Source organism: Veillonella sp. (genome assembly GCF_018381775.1).
In the GTDB taxonomy this organism is placed as follows: Bacteria; Bacillota; Negativicutes; order Veillonellales; family Veillonellaceae; genus Veillonella.
Genome location: NZ_JAGZRH010000011.1, coordinates 1 through 16,057 on the forward strand (window position 1 = coordinate 1; position 16,057 = coordinate 16,057).

The 16,057-nt window shown below is 39.5% G+C and carries 16 protein-coding genes and 1 tRNA gene; all 17 read right to left on the bottom strand.

Features of this window, described 5'->3' with window-relative positions:
- On the bottom strand, window positions 1–301 hold a 301-nt coding region (locus tag KH109_RS07455; RefSeq protein ID WP_295217753.1), incomplete at its 3' end, for a tetratricopeptide repeat protein.
- A gap of 248 nt (window positions 302–549) precedes the next feature.
- The gene (locus KH109_RS07460) at window positions 550–843 is read right to left on the bottom strand and encodes an ankyrin repeat domain-containing protein (RefSeq protein WP_105093790.1); all 294 of its coding nucleotides are present in this window, start codon (window positions 841–843) and stop codon (window positions 550–552) included.
- A gap of 378 nt (window positions 844–1,221) precedes the next feature.
- Window positions 1,222–1,725 carry an RHS repeat-associated core domain-containing protein gene (locus KH109_RS07465; RefSeq protein ID WP_363158803.1) on the bottom strand — a complete coding sequence of 168 codons (504 nt, stop codon included), beginning with the start codon at window positions 1,723–1,725 and terminating at the stop codon, window positions 1,222–1,224.
- 336 nt (window positions 1,726–2,061) lie between these two features.
- Window positions 2,062–2,493, bottom strand: a complete 432-nt coding sequence (locus tag KH109_RS07470; RefSeq protein WP_295217766.1) for a DUF4265 domain-containing protein — start codon at window positions 2,491–2,493, stop codon at window positions 2,062–2,064.
- A 27-nt stretch (window positions 2,494–2,520) separates the two neighbouring features.
- Window positions 2,521–2,703: a helix-turn-helix domain-containing protein gene (locus KH109_RS07475; protein WP_295217778.1), complete on the bottom strand. Its 183-nt coding sequence runs from the start codon at window positions 2,701–2,703 to the stop codon at window positions 2,521–2,523.
- 70 nt (window positions 2,704–2,773) lie between these two features.
- Window positions 2,774–2,862: transfer RNA gene (locus KH109_RS07480), tRNA-Ser, on the bottom strand.
- 107 nt (window positions 2,863–2,969) lie between these two features.
- The gene (locus KH109_RS07485; RefSeq protein WP_295217786.1) at window positions 2,970–3,923 is read right to left on the bottom strand and encodes a magnesium transporter CorA family protein; all 954 of its coding nucleotides are present in this window, start codon (window positions 3,921–3,923) and stop codon (window positions 2,970–2,972) included.
- A gap of 330 nt (window positions 3,924–4,253) precedes the next feature.
- The gene (locus KH109_RS07490; RefSeq protein WP_295217799.1) at window positions 4,254–6,386 is read right to left on the bottom strand and encodes a heavy metal translocating P-type ATPase; all 2,133 of its coding nucleotides are present in this window, start codon (window positions 6,384–6,386) and stop codon (window positions 4,254–4,256) included.
- A 436-nt stretch (window positions 6,387–6,822) separates the two neighbouring features.
- Window positions 6,823–7,146, bottom strand: a complete 324-nt coding sequence (locus tag KH109_RS07495) for a YolD-like family protein (RefSeq protein ID WP_295217809.1) — start codon at window positions 7,144–7,146, stop codon at window positions 6,823–6,825.
- A gap of 54 nt (window positions 7,147–7,200) precedes the next feature.
- Window positions 7,201–8,484, bottom strand: coding sequence for a DNA repair protein (locus KH109_RS07500; RefSeq protein ID WP_295217821.1), 1,284 nt, complete (start codon window positions 8,482–8,484; stop codon window positions 7,201–7,203).
- Between the two features lie 219 nt (window positions 8,485–8,703).
- The gene (locus KH109_RS07505) at window positions 8,704–9,132 is read right to left on the bottom strand and encodes a hypothetical protein (protein ID WP_295217827.1); all 429 of its coding nucleotides are present in this window, start codon (window positions 9,130–9,132) and stop codon (window positions 8,704–8,706) included.
- Between the two features lie 215 nt (window positions 9,133–9,347).
- Window positions 9,348–10,706, bottom strand: coding sequence for a replicative DNA helicase (gene dnaB / locus KH109_RS07510; protein ID WP_295217836.1), 1,359 nt, complete (start codon window positions 10,704–10,706; stop codon window positions 9,348–9,350).
- 69 nt (window positions 10,707–10,775) lie between these two features.
- Complete coding sequence (gene rplI, locus KH109_RS07515) at window positions 10,776–11,222, bottom strand: 50S ribosomal protein L9 (protein ID WP_009352526.1); 447 nt, start codon at window positions 11,220–11,222, stop codon at window positions 10,776–10,778.
- Window positions 11,219–13,246 (bottom strand): DHH family phosphoesterase, encoded by a 2,028-nt coding sequence (locus KH109_RS07520; protein WP_295217856.1) that lies wholly within the window; start codon window positions 13,244–13,246, stop codon window positions 11,219–11,221. The genes rplI and KH109_RS07520 overlap by 4 nt, the downstream gene beginning before the upstream one ends.
- A gap of 19 nt (window positions 13,247–13,265) precedes the next feature.
- The gene (locus tag KH109_RS07525; protein ID WP_295217867.1) at window positions 13,266–14,222 is read right to left on the bottom strand and encodes a DUF2232 domain-containing protein; all 957 of its coding nucleotides are present in this window, start codon (window positions 14,220–14,222) and stop codon (window positions 13,266–13,268) included.
- 181 nt (window positions 14,223–14,403) lie between these two features.
- On the bottom strand, window positions 14,404–14,883 hold the full coding sequence (locus KH109_RS07530) for a DUF4411 family protein (RefSeq protein WP_295217877.1): 480 nt from the start codon (window positions 14,881–14,883) through the stop codon (window positions 14,404–14,406).
- An 11-nt stretch (window positions 14,884–14,894) separates the two neighbouring features.
- Complete coding sequence (locus KH109_RS07535; protein ID WP_295217887.1) at window positions 14,895–16,010, bottom strand: ImmA/IrrE family metallo-endopeptidase; 1,116 nt, start codon at window positions 16,008–16,010, stop codon at window positions 14,895–14,897.
- Between the last annotated feature and the right edge of the window lie 47 nt (window positions 16,011–16,057).

Here is a 16,057-nt window from a genome sequence, read left to right on the forward strand (position 1 = left end):
CGTAATAAACGATTCCTGTCCATATAAACACACCTGCTGCAGGTTCATCTTTTCGTGCCTCAAGTGCAATTAACATCCACTCAAGGGCTTTTTGATAATCACCTAATTTTTTATAATTTTCTGAAATACCACAGGCGATTGCCGAAGTAGGCTCAACGAATTGAGTAGCTGGTTTGGGTAAAAGTTCCCATGCTTGATTGAGAATATCAATGCTTTCCTCCGGCGTAGTAGCATCATTTGAGTTACATACAAAATCATTGATTTTTTTGTTTAATTCATAATTTACTTGATCTAAATACAAAATCTCTCCTTCTTATGTGCATTCTTTAAAGAGTATTTATTACCATGTTGGTCCGGTTGTGTACCTGTGCCAAGGGTTATAGCTGTAGGAATCGGTGTAGATATAGGTATACCTGCCGTCCGGCTGGACTTTCTGCAAGAGGTAACTGCCGTCCCAAACAAATCCGGTTTCCTCTTCGAGGTCGTCTGAAACTTCTTCGTTTTTCAGACGGCCTTAATGTTTTATCAGGTTTCTATTAAATATGTAACTTATTGTTTGTAATATCCCATTAGGTTTCTAATTTCTTTAGATTTCTTTTTATCGTGATATTCTTCAGATGTATAATGTTTTGCATCATATCCAAACTCATTTTTTATATTTGTTTTAGCACCATTTTTTAAAAGAATTTCAATAATATCAAGATTTCCATGAAGACAAGCATTTTGAATAGGAGTGAAATTTAATTCACCTTGTTGATTGACATTTGCTCCATTTTCTATTAATAGAATAACATCTTTTTTAGATTGGGAATTAACTGCTAAATTTAATAATGTTTCTCCCATAAATCCTAAGTCATGTACGGAGGTTATAGGACTATGATTCAAAAAACTAGGGAAATCCTGATATTTAAAAAAAGATTTTTCAAGAAATTATTCATTATTTAGCCTCATAAAGAATTTATTTAGTATATTCAGATTTTGCTTTTTCTTTTAAAGCATCTAGCCTATTTTAACAACCATTTATTTTGATTGTATGTCTCCAGGGTTACATTTTTCTATCCTAATTAGTTATAACTCGATACATCTTTTGGCATGATTAATTTGCGCACTTAGAGTTGCGCATATAGACGCTTGAGGTGATACTGGAGTATCACAAAACCTTTTCGCTAGTTGATATTCTCGATCACATTTATCAGATTTATTATTTTTTTATTTGCTTTGTTAAACAATTATTGTAACTTTGCCAAACACTCTAAAGGGATTTAATCCTAGAAAATCTACCCAATTTACGATACTAAATGCATAAGTATAAAAATTTGTACCTCCTAAATATTTAATAGGATTGTGATTCACAAACCGCCCGGCCTCAGGCTCGTAATAACGCATCAGGTTGTAATGCAGCCCCGTTTCATGGTCGACATACTGGTTCTGCAGGCGGAAGGGCTCGTATGCGCTATCTGTTACTTTGGTTTCGCTCTTTAGTTTTCCCCAACCGTAATAATCCCTGAGCCAAACCAGGTTACCGTCCTTATCAATCATCTCTCTCGGGATGCCGATTTGGTCGCAGTGGAAGTAGTGGGTTTGTTGGCGGCTTTCGCCGTCGGCCAGTTTGCGGTGGATCAGGTTGCCGGTGCAGTCGTAGTAATAGGTCGTGCCGTGGTAGGTTTTAAGGCGGTCGAGTACGTCGTAGGCAAAGCGGTAGCACGCACTGTTTTCATTTGTGATAGCTAACCGACTATTTTCCCAGGCATACCTTTGTCAGTATTTTTTTGATAAAAATCATAAGAAAGGTCGTCTGAAGGTTATTTCAGACGACCTTAATATTTTGTTGGGTCTCGACCCAACTTACGCTTGCTACAGTTAATAAAATCAGATGAATGTATCAGAACACTTATGTAGTTTATATTTTTCCCAATGAAAATTACTAATATCGGCCTCTGAAGCATTCACTATCTTTGACTTGATAGAATATTCCATAAATTTTTTCTTTGTTGAGATTACGTAAACAATGCTAGAATTTTCTACATATTGCGATATTACGCAAGTTATAGCTTGCACAAATTATTGTGCCAAATACCCTGTGTCATAATCTAAATCGTCAGTTTCCACAAACTCATCTAAGAAGAGATATATTTCTTCTATATCTACTTGAATTGGTATGTTTATTGCATAGAAATTTACATTAAATGCTTCATACTCACATCCAAGATCTATTAGTTTAGTTAATATTTTATCTTTAAATTTCTGGTTTTCATTAAAGAAAACAATCCGCAATGTACTATTTTTACTATGAATTATGGTTTTATCATATAATAAGTAATTTTCTTCCGTTTGTATTCCACTAACAATATCACCTAAAGAGATTTCTTTGCTATAAAAAGGAATATTATTTATTTTAAGATAGCCTTCTTCAGTCACTTCTGCCCAAATGCTTTCCATAGATACTGGAGGATAACCATCAATTACTTCTAGATTTAAAAAAAGCTTTTTCATTTTAATTACCTTAAATAACCTTGCTAACTACTGTAGGATCTTGATTCGACCTTTAGGTTTATTCATAAGACCATTGTATCCCAAAGTTTTGTATTTATGAACCCATTGATACAGTTGCCCAGAGTTAATACCCGCTACAATAGCTACTTCCCTTAAACCTTGATAGAATAATTCAATTGCTTTTCTTTTAAATTCATAACTATATCTCATTAAAATACCCCCTTTACTGGTTGTCCAGTAAAGGGGGTACATATCATAACCTAAAGGGCTTTCTAAATTGTGGCGGAGAGGGTGGGATTCGAACCCACGGCCCCTTGCGGAGTCACTGGTTTTCAAGACCAGCTCCTTAAACCACTCGGACACCTCTCCATAACGGTACTATTATATCAGATTGGCCCAATAATAAGCAATAACGTAATAGTTAAGCAAGCAAAAAAGCTGGCTCATAGCCAGCTTTTTTCATGTGTATTTAGTGATTAGAACAAGTCTTTTTTCCACATACCGATAATGGCAATAATAGAGAATACTAATGCAACACCTATAACCTCATAGAATCCCTCTGGATCCTCTTGGAATGGCAATGGCACGTTTGTCCCCCACAAGCTAAATACGATGGTCGGAACCGCCATAGCAATAGTTAGGGTAGCCAACATTTTCATAACCAAGTTAAGGTTATTAGAAATAATGGATGTGAAGGCGTTCATCATGTTCATCAAGATATTGGAGTACATTTCAACCATTTCCATGGCCTGTTTATTCTCGATGATAACGTCCTCTAGTAAGTCTTCATCCTCTTCGTAGATTTTGAGCAAATGTCTATAAGCGCTATGACCACGCAAGCGCAATAGACGCTCCATAACTGTACCATTCGTACGCAATGCAGAGGTAAAATATGTCAAGGACTTCTGTAATTCCAACAATTGGAAGAAGTCTTTATTCTTTGTGGTATGACGCAATTGAATTTCAATGTCGTCTGTACGACGGTTGATTTGTTGCAAGTAACGCAAGAACATAGTCGCTGTGCGATACAAGATTTGGAACAAGAAACGGGTCTTTTTAAACGTATAGAACGTAGAAATCTGATTGGAAATAAACGGATACAATACTTCAGATTCTTCGAGACAGACCGTAATAAAGAAGTCCGGCGTCAAGAAGATACCAAGCGGCACTGTATCGTACATATCGTTACCGCGAACAACTGGAATGTTGATAACAACGAAGATATAATTGTCCTCTAACTCCACGTGAGAACGTTCTTCCATATCGAGGGCGGTCTTTAAAACGTCCGTTGGAATTTCTGTCAAAATATTGATAAGGGATAACTCATCGGGGTCTGGGTTCACCAAATTTACCCAAGAACCTTTTGTGGCATCTGATACAGTGCAGTCTGAAACTAACTCTTCTTCTATGTGTTTGTACACCGTAATCATGCTATCCCTCCTTCCAACGAATATATAGTAATCATCTAATAAATTATATACTATTTTATAGCTATTATTCAATTCAATTGTGAAAGTTTTGTGTATCTAGAACATACATATACAGTTTTATGTCTATTTATAATGTACAAATGTATGTCGCAATATATTTTACAATTCATCATATAATAAAAGTATCGTAAATGTTTAATTCACACAATAAAATAACCTCTAAGTTAGCCAGTTACTAACCTAGAGGTTATTTATATCAGCCCTAATCATTCAGATCAGGATAATGTAATTTATTTCGTTCCTCTATAGAGCTATAAACTCTGCTTTCACCTAATTGCGGCGCAAGATGCGAATAGAGTTCAAGATACAAAGGATGGATACGCCAGTATCACCAAATACTGCCCACCACATGGATGCATATCCCATAAGGCCAAGCGCCATGATGAGGATTTTTACAGCAATAGCGAATACAACGTTTTGCCATGCTACACGCAAAGTTGCTTTAGACAAGTCAAGAACGTGTGCAATAGCAGTCAAGGATGGACGCATGAACACAACATCTGCCGCTTCGATAGCCGCATCAGCACCGCTACCCATCGCGCCACCAACATCAGCACCAGCAAGTACTGGAGCATCGTTGATACCGTCCCCTACGAACATAGTTGGACCATATTCAGAGCGAATATCTTGTACTACGGATAATTTATCTTGTGGTAACAATTGAGCGCGAACAGCACTTACACCAGTTTCTTTAGCGATGTAATTTGCACTTGCTTCCGCATCGCCTGTAAGCATAACAGTTTTAATATCTTGACCATTAAGATCAGCGATAGCCTCTGCAGAATCAGGACGAGCTTCATCGGCGATGATGATGCGACCAAGGTATACATTACCTTCTGCTACTAGAACTTCTGTACCGTATTCAGCAGGTTCTGTTGGATAGCCTTGAACTGCATAGCGTTCCATAAGACGACGGTTACCAACAAGAACTTGTTGACCATCAGTCATACCTACCATACCTTCGCCTGCCAACTCTTGAACGAAGTCGGAAGCCTCTACAGTAATGCCTTGTTCTTTTGCTTCAGACACGATGCTTGTTGCGATTGGATGAGTAGAAACGGCTTCGATAGCTGCCGCCATGGATAACAATTGGGCATTGCTCACATGAGAGCCTACAGTTTCTACGTTTTGTACTTTAAATTCACCAGATGTGATTGTACCAGTTTTATCAAGAGCTACTGCTTTCACATTGGCCAACGCCTCGATAACGCGACCACCTTTAAGCAAGATACCGTGTTTAGACGCATTGCCGATACCGGAGAAGAATGCAAGTGGCACGCTAAGCACCAATGCACATGGGCAAGAAATAACGAGGAATGTTAAGGCTGTGTAGATCCATTTATGCCATTCACCAGTAATAAGGGATGGGATGATAGCAACAGCCAATGCAAGAGCTACAACGATTGGAGTGTACACGCGAGCAAAACGCGTAATGAAACGGTCGATTTTAGGTTTAGAAGATGCTGCATTTTCAACGGCATCAAGGATTTTAGTAACCATGGATTCTTCAAGAACCTTATCTACGCGCATTGTGATGCGACCAGATTCGTTGATACAACCAGACATGAGTTGAGTGCCAGGAACTGCGCGAACTGGTACAGGCTCGCCTGTTACAGGCGCTGTGTTAACGCGAGTTTCACCTTCAAGCACTGTGCCATCTAGCGGAATCAAATCGCCAGGACGAACTTCGATAGTTGAGCCTACCTCAACCTTTTCAGGAGCCATAACTACGATTTCACCACCGCCGCATGTGTCTACAACGCGCACCTCTTGAGGACGCATATCGACAGCGTTCATGATTTCTGTACGACTGCGATCTGTAGCTTTTTCTTCGAAGAACTCACCGATACGGTAGAACAAGATAACGCCTACGGCTTCAGGCAATGCATCGATAGCAATAGCGCCCAATGTAGCGATAGACATCAAGAAGTTCTCGTCGAACACTTGGCCTTTTAAGATATTGCGACCTGCGATACGCAATACTGGAAATGCAAGAAGAATATAGGCAATATAGTAAATTGGAGTTTCGATAGACTCTGGCAAGCCGATGGACGGCACAACTGTAGTCAACCCTTCGTAGGCCATGAATAACAAGCCTGCTACGATAACTGCAATTGTTACTGCATCACTGCCGTGATCGTGATCATGACCGTGGTCATCCATAGCCGCTTTAGATTTACGCTCGTAATCGGCTACTGTTACACCCTCTTCAATGGCATCACAAATGTCTTGAATGTCACGTTTAAGAGCTTCGCGGTCTTCCCAAGAGCCGGTTAATTTTAATTGATGTGTAGCAATTGTGAAATTTGCAGTCTCTACAACATCCATTTTACGGATACGATCTTCAATTTTTGCTGCGCAGTTCGGACAGTTCAAATCCTTCAACAATAATGTTTCTTCCATAATATCTCCTTCGATAATAGTAAAAGTTTCTATCCCGTATTATAAGTTAATTTATTGTCTATTTCTAATACTTATTAGACATATCTTGTTTCATATCTTGTTATATATGTTCCTAAACATTTTTCATCAGATATTTTATTTATATGAATATCTGTTCATATGTTTATTTTAATCGAATTCATAAGGTCTGTCAAGAAGAATTATCAATATATATTATGACAATAAATGATAGAAAAATAGCCTATACTCATGATTCATAAGTACAGGCTAATTCTATATTGCTTTAGTTTACAATTGCTTTAATTATTTACTTTAATTATTTACTTTAATTATTTACTTTAATTATTTACTTTAATTATTTTCTTTAATTATTTTTTCTTTGATTACGTTACATCCTACATACGTTGTATTGCTATTATCAACCATTCAAAAAGTCTCATTCAAAAAGATTAATTTCTTTTATATCTTTGAAAGCAATAGCAACGCCCTCAATAGATAGACTATGTAAAGGTTTACCTATAGCCTCGATAGATCCTACTAACTCCGTATAGCAGTGACCTGTATAGTAAAGGACTCGTACAAAATCGCCTTCCACTAAAGATTGTATGGTACGATTTAACTCCTCTAATTGATCCTCTGACAGCTCCACACGCGCCTCCTTAGGCCGTGCAACAGCCGATAATAAAGTCTCAAAGCCCTTCAATGCCGCAAAAGGCATAAATTGTTTCGCCCGTTGTAAACGAGACATACGATGTTTCATTAATGTATACCTCCCCTTATGCGACTAATATTCCCAATTTAGTTATTCTACTATTTATTCCCCATTGTGCCCGCCTACTAAGGTATTTCTAAAGCGCATGGTCCCTTCCTCTTGCAAGCTAGAGGCGCGTAGAATAGAATTTTTGCCGAATTGTTCCTTGATGGATAGCATTGCCTCTTGTACTTGTCGCTCCTTTTCCTCTGTATCCGTCGTAAGAGCACTAAATAAGTCCTCCTCTTGAGGGATTGCGGAACGATTCACTAAATCCTCAAAGCTGATCCCAATACGACGGATAAGCTCGTTTTTATGGCAATGCTGCTCATATAATTTAATAATAGCCACCGTCAACGTCTGTAGAGAGTCTGTATATTGTTTGAGCTTCTTAGAGCCCCCTGTGGAGCGCACCATTTCATCTGCATAGCCGATATGAACGTGAATATGGTTCGTAACCCCTTTGATTTGTAGCAGCTCTAGTACCAAGGACTCCACCATTTCCCGCATAGGCACGTACGCCTCTTCGTAAGTATAGTTACGCAACAAAATCTGACCATGAGAGATAGAATGCTTGATAGGACGATACGCATGGATATCTGCAATCGTACAGGGCTCACGTCCCCAAGCATGATCAATGATGAGCTCGGCGTTAACGCCAAACTCCTTATATAGCTTAGCCTCTGGAACCATGGTGATACCATGCAAATCGTACGCGCCATACTTGTGCAAACGATTGGCTATACCTTTGCCAATCTGCCAAATGTCGGTCAAGGGCTGATGATACCAAATTTTCTCTTTAAAGAGGCTTTCATCAAGATACCCTATAAAATCAGGCGCATGTTTTGCGAGAATATCGAGGGCAACCTTGGCGAGGAATAAGTTCGTGCCGATCCCAACAGTGGCATAAATCTTGGTCGCCTCTAGCACCGCATCAAGTAACATCTGCGCCAGCTGACGGGGCGTTTTCTTGTAGAGCGGCAAGTAAGGCGTAATATCGATAAAATACTCATCGATAGAATACACATGCACATCCTCAGGCGCCACATACTTGAGCAACACCCCATAAATCTCAGCAGACACCTGCATATACCGTTTCATATGAGGCTTCACCGTCAAATACTCAATGTGCGGAGGGATCTCAAAAAGACGACTGCGATTCTTAACGCCTAACTTTTTTAAAGCCGGTGAAATAGCCAATGTAATAGCCCCTTTGCCACGAGACCCATCGGCCACCACCAAAGGCGTTGTAAACGGATCCAGCCCCAAATCGGCGCACTCCACAGACGCGTAAAAACTCTTCAAATCAATGCACATATACATCCGATCCGTATCAGCTGAACCCATACAAACACCTCCTCAAACCGCTAAACCACTAGCCTCTACAAGAAATATGAAAAGAAGAATTTCTATGATTAGTATAACAAAAATACAGAGTATTTTCAAACATATGTTTGTTATTATAAAGATAAATTTATAGAAAATAAAAAGCACCTAACACTAGATATATAATCTAATATTAGATGCCTATGTGTTTAACACATTATTAAATATAGCTATTTATTTCTATCTAACAAAATCCAACATCCCCAAAAATACCACTAGTCCTAATGCAATTGAAGCAAGGCCATACACAATAGTTACCCTTACATTATCTATACTTACTTCTCCATTTTTTGCAAGCACACCTGTCGGACTAAATAGAACTACAGGTCCACCGATTGGTCCAAAAGGAATATAAAACTCTACACTTTCAGCAGTATGAGTCTCACCATTCAAGATATACTTAATATCATAACCATAAATATATTTATCCATACCACGAACTACAAATGGTAGTTCCTTTATAACTCGTGGAAGTACAGACACAATCGTTACTGGAGTTCCATTGCGACGCAATACAAATCGTTTGATAATTAAATACAACCCACTAAGTATTAACCAAAGAGCCACACAACAGAAGTAAAATACAAAAAACTCCATGCCGCTACCCATCACGCGCTCCTTTCCTAACAATACACTGAAAACTATCTAGTTCTATTATATATTGATGGGACTTATTTTGCTAACGTAATACAAAAAGAGCACCACCTATCGAGGGGCGACTTACGTGTCGTTTGGAGCCACGAGATAGGTGGTGCTTTTTTGTAACTAAGTTGTCGAAATAAAGTCGGGCCCCATCAATATAGGCACACCCACGATAGTTTTCATTATTGTTCCGGCCCCATGTCTCGGAATTCCACGTCTCTAAATTGTGTGAATTCCCCAACGAATTGGAGTTCCACGGTACCGACGGAACCATTACGGTGTTTACGAATGAGGACTTCTGCATTGTCCCCTTTTTCGGAGTTTTCATCGTAATATTTATCGCGATACAAGAAGATAACGATATCCGCATCTTGTTCGAGAGAACCAGATTCACGAAGGTCAGAAAGTACAGGCCTTTTATCTGGTCTGCTTTCAACACCACGAGACAACTGAGACAAGGCGATGAGCGGCACGTTAAACTCACGAGCGATCAATTTGAGGTTACGAGAAATTTCAGATACCTCTTGTTGACGGTTCTCGCTGCCCTTACCGGAGTTACGACCTTGCATCAACTGAATATAATCGACGATAACGAGATCGAGACCATGTTCCACCTTAAGACGGCGCAATTTAGAGCGCATATCTTGCACGGTAAGGCCCGGCGTATCATCGATAAAGAGCTTGGCTTTGCTCATGCGGTCCGCTGCGACAATAACCTTTTCCCAGTCAGCAGGGTCCATGTTCGCACGACGCAATTTTTCAGAGCTTACACCAGCTACGGAGGAGAGAATACGACCAACGAGTTGCTCCTTGCCCATTTCTAGGGAGAAGAACGCTACCGTCTTGTCGTATAACATCGTTACGTTTTGAGCAATGTTCAAGGTGAAAGCCGTTTTCCCCATGGCAGGACGAGCTGCTACGAGGATAAGGTCAGATTTTTGTAGACCATTAAAGACATGGTCTACATCTTTAAAGCCTGTTGGAACGCCTGTAATAGCGCCATCATGCTGTTGCAATGCGTTTAATTTATCTAAGTTAGATAATACTATCTCACTAATGGGAGCAAAGGAAGATTCAGATTGAGTTTGACCACTTACGTCTAGTACCATTTGCTCTGCCTTGTTGAGGATAGCCGTTGGCTCATCTTCGCCAGCATACGTCATACCTACGATTTTATTCCCTGCATCGATAAGGCGGCGCAACTGAGCTTTCTCGCTGATGATCTTTGCGTGTTCCTCTACATTATAGGACACCGATTCATTAGCCAAAGATGTAATATATGCAAGACCGCCTACCGCATCGAGACGTTTACGACGATCAAGCTCTTCACCAACAGTGATAAAGTCCGCCGTCTTATTAGCATGCACGATTTCTAAGATAGCATCATAAATAATACGATGTGCATCGCGGTAAAAGTCTTCAGATTTTAGAATGCTCGTCACTGTATCAACAACAGCGCCCGAGTTGGATCCATTGGTTAATAAGGCCCCCAAAACGGCCTTTTCCGCATCTAGATTATGCGGTGGAATGCGTACATCCATGATAATCCCCTTCACACAACCACTATGGATAAAAGAATTCACCATACTCAAAGAGCATGGTGAACACTATTATTCAGCTACTACATTAACCTTGATAGTACTTGTAATCTCAGGATGAACACGAACTAAAACGTCATGTACGCCTAATGTTTTCAATGGTTCTTTGATTTCGATTTTCTTTTTATCGATATCTACTTTGTATTGAGCTTTAGCTGCATCGGAAATGTCTTTTGCAGTAACAGAACCGAATACGCGACCTTCTTCGCCCATGCGAACTTTTACAGTTACTTCAACCTTAGTCAATTGAGCTGCCAAGATTTTAGCTTCATCGTTCGCTACTACTTTGTGGTGAGCAATGGAGTCTTGCTTTTGTTTCGCGTTATTTACGTTAGTTGTTGTACCTTCAAGGCCAAGACCTTTTTTAATCAATACATTACGACCATATGCGTCGCTAACTTCAACGATTTCGCCTTTTTTACCAACTTTTTTAACGTCTTCTAACAATACTACTTTCATTGTTGTTCCTCCTCTTGTTCAGCGGAATGAAGGGCTTCTAGAGCACGCTCTAAGATGGCCTGCTTCGCTTCCTCTACGGTCATACCTTGCAATTGGGCACCAGCCACAGTTCTGTGACCACCGCCACCCAAGGCTTCCATTACAACTTGTACGTTTACCTTGCCTTTGGATCGAGCGCTAACGCCGATACCGCCGTCATTTAAGGTATACAGTACAAAGGCTGCTTCAATATCTTCATTACTGATGAGCATATCCGCACTTTGTGCAGCTAATGCCATCATATCCTTCAAACCTTCAGGAGCTACGGAAATAGCAATTCCTTCGGTACGATTAGCTTCAAATACTATTTTAGCACGCAATTGAACAGAATCGAAGGTTTCAATAAATAATTGTTTAACCTTTTCAATATCCGCTCCTGCACGGCGCAAGAATGCAGCCGCTTCAAAGGTACGCGCACCAGTTTGTTGAACAAAGTTCTTCGTATCTAGAACGATACCTGCATAGATGCCTGTAGCTTCCGCTTTTGAAAGTTTCACAGGAACACCTGCATATTGTACAAGCTCTGTGACGAGCTCAGATGTGGACGATGCAGTAGGTTCCAAATAGGTAAGTAATGGATTTTCTACAAAATCCGCTGCGCGACGATGATGGTCGATAACGATGCGTCGTTCAGAAATTTCAAGCGCCTCTGGGGCTGCTACCATTGCTTGACGATGCGTGTCACACACGATAGTGAGCGTATTCGCATCTACCCATACCTTTGCACCTTCTACAGTGATAAAATGCTCTTGCCAGAACTCAGATTCATTAAGAACGGCCACCATTTTATCAATAGCACTCGTTTCATTTGAAAGTACAACACGTACTTCTTTACCAAGTGCTCGAGCAATGGAAGTGACGCCGATAATACCACCTAAGGCATCATAGTCTTCACGTTGATGACCCATGATAAGAATCTTGTCGGAGTCGATCATAAGCTCATGCAAAGCTTGCGAAACAACGCGAGCGCGAACACGTGTGTTCTTCTCAACACCAGCTGTATTACCACCGAAGAAGCGAGTGCTTTCACCATCCATAATACACACTTGGTCACCACCGCGACCTAATGCAATATCTAGAGCAGCACGAGCTCGACCCGATACCTCTTTTACAGAGCCTACGTTCTCGCTAATCCCGATAGAAATTGTTGCTGGCACTTGACGAGGAGATGGCAATTTACGGATTTTCTCAAGGATTTTAAACCCATCTTCCTCCATCGCATGAAGTGCACCACGAGAAATAGCAAAGGTATACATATCATCTTGGAAGTTACGAATGAAACCTTCTTGTCTATCAATTTCATCCATAATAATGTTATTAATATCTGTCCAAACGCTAGTATACTCACGATCACTAAGACCTTTTGTCAATTCTTCGAGATTATCGATTTGAATCATGCCCCATACCGGCTGGCCCTCTTCAGCTTTAATACGCGCCTTTTCTAAGTCTGTAATATTCTTAAAGTAAAGCGCCATTACTGCATGTTCTGCTAATTCATCATCGCTATCAATATTTGGTCGTGTATCACGAGGATCAATGAATTTGTAAATAATTTGGAAATACTTATCTTCGTACTGTTCCGTCATAAATCCAGATTTCCCCCAGATTTTATCAATACGGAAGCCAGGCATAAGAGCAGACATTTTTTGAAGTTTATTCCAGTCTACCTTGACCCAGTCTGCAAAGACACTATTATTCCATACGAGGGTACCTTGTTTATTAACAAGAGCAATCCCCATTGGCAAGTTTTGTAAAGCAAAGTTCGAAGCTTGTGTGACGTTTTTCATCATCGCCCCAAACTGTTCCCTTGCTAAACGACGCCGGTTATGAAGGGTGTTATAGTTAACCAAATACGCCGCTACTACGATAATTAACGCTAGAATTGCAATGGCCCAATTCAAATAGGCCAACAATAATAACAATAATACGATAACGGTAATAATGGTAATTTCTAAACCTTCCCATCTCCGTTGAAAGGATTTCATAACGGCCTCCTTTCTATTACTATTGACGCGCTTTGTAACGTGTCCGTAAATCTAAAAACATGTCTATGACACCAAATATAGCTAATGCTTGTCCAAAGAAAAAGGCATACACCCCAAGCAATATCCACTTCAATTTATTACTCATGCGGTAACTACTCATTAAATCTGCTAAAGCTGCAAAACCATGAATAGAACACATAGAACTACCGAGGAGTAATACATTAGTACTAATAGCTGTGCCCCATGAAGCGTCCATATTGATATGTGGAGCACCATATATACCAATGATACCTAAAGCATATAGACCTGCACTCCAGATAGGCATTCTCCATTCTTCAATCGGTAAAAATCTAGGTATGGAGATACGTAATCGCTTACCTAGCCATATAGATATCTGAATAGTTATATAACTGTATGATACTGCAGCTATAGCTACAGCTACAAAAAACGCATCCTTCAAACCAGTAGCAAGCTTATCTATATTTTTTACAAATAAATCAGCTTGTTCCTGTGTGATATTAGGATTCGTCTGTAATGCTTGATCAGCAATCATACGAGCTTGCTCCGTCATCTGTGTATCTATCATTGATAGATTAATACCAGATACATATACTTGTGCCATTAAAGTTACTAATACAGCAACAAACATAGCAATACTAGGGAGTAATAGTCGTTTAATCGTCCCTAAAGAAAGACGGTTACCTTCTCCTACCCCTACACCTACCGCAGCAAATAAGCCAACAGGTATACCATTCCATGGTCCAAACAAAACTACCGCTAAGAAAGTAGTAACAATAGCTGCCGATATACTATACTTGCGACCCCATTTTGTTCCAATTATACCAATAGCTGCAGGTGTAACAAAAAATGATAAAAAAGCGAAAGCTGGTAAATACACACTAATAGCACTAAGGATGACACCTATAGCACTAACAAATCCTGTTTCTACCATCGCTCTTGTATTTGTTTGTTTCATAAATCTCCACTCTAAATAAAAGAAGATAGATTAATTGGTATCTTTTAATTATAACAGTTTAAAAAGGTAACTTCAAATACCCTATATAGTAGACAAATGCGATGACACCGCTATTTATAGTACTGACAACACATATAAATGACGGAAAAAAATAGGGAGCCACCTAAAGTAGCTCCTCATCTCATATTACCATATGTAATTGACGCATCATTTCAAATACATTCACATATGAAACATCAAAATGCTCACATATATCCGGTATTTTGACTTTCGTAGTGCTTGGTCCTGCTAAAGTTTCGTGGGTTACAACCACACCTCTGCGGACACTCGCATAAGCTATAAGCCAAGGGTCCGCTTTAGCCAAAAAACGATGTTTTTCTGCATCCTTATATTGTTGATTTGACATCACATATTCAGCGATATCTACATATGTATTTTGTATCTCATCATCATTTGTCGCTTCAGTAAATGTCAAATAATGAGTGTAAAACCAAGTAGATAACTCATCATTACCGCTCATAATTTCATTTTTAATGTGATCAATAGTTAAAATATTACCTCTACTGCGAGATATCAACTCATTCCAGAACGATGGAACAATATCAAACCCATAATAGCGGTTCTTTGCATCTATAAAGGTATTACTATCAAGAACATACATAGTTTTTTCTCCTAAAAACTATACTCATTCACATATTTTGTAAAAGTACTACCACGTAAGCCCAACAACTCATACGCATCTCGATATGCCAATTCGCCTGCTCGAGCAGCTTTGACAACAGTACGACTAAAACTTTCACCCAACCGAGCGTGAGCATTGACATAAAAATCCCCACCACCTCTTGTCTCTCGTTCAGGTAAGCTTTGTAATCGCTGATTAAAATGTTCCACTAGTCTATGATATTGAATTCGAGTAATATATCCATGCTCTAATGCTATACGATAAATAACATATTCACTCACCTTAAAACGCTTAGCTACGGTTTCATAATCCTCCAAATGTTCATTCCACACTGGAATAAATCGGGATTCCGGCACAAGAAATTCACCTGCAAAGCTGTTACAATACGGCTCAGAAGAGCTATCAGTAACGCCTTCCTCACCTAATAATATATGACAAAACTCATGAATAATCGTAAACAGCCTCCCATGATTCGAATCAGCTCCATTGATAAAAATAACAGGTGCATAAGAATCAATTAATGTAAATCCTCTAAACTCATCGACAGATAATTTACGTCTAGTATTAGAGCCCACAATGCCGTTAACAAATACAGTAACCCCGATAGCCTCGATGCGTTCACGTATATATGTAAACGGATCTGCTATACCTATTTGCCAACCAGCCTCTATATCCAATAACGAATAAGCTTGATGCACAAGATTTCTGCTATCCATGTGTGTAGAAAAACCCCCAACATAAGATAACGCACCTATTCCTAAATTAAGCTTTCGATATTGGCTCAACCAATCTTGGCGAATCTGCATATCATAAATAGTATCTCTTAACTCAGGACTATATGGCTTATCAGGGATTTCACCATTTAGTCTTCTAAAATCAGTAATCTCTTTATCCGATAACTGTGGAGGATTCTTTAAATAAATATACCCTAACGGTACATTGGAAAAGGTTGCTAATGCCTGTATTTGACAAATTGTCGGATGTACACTGCCTGCAATCCACTCTCCATACTTTGGAAACCGCTTATAAAAAGCTTCATAACCTTTACCACTATATTTAGGTAACCAGTTTAAAATAGCTCCACTCACCGGAAACCGTCCGGCCATACCCTCACCTCCCTTTCCCCTTTATTACTCTTCTACTAAATAATATT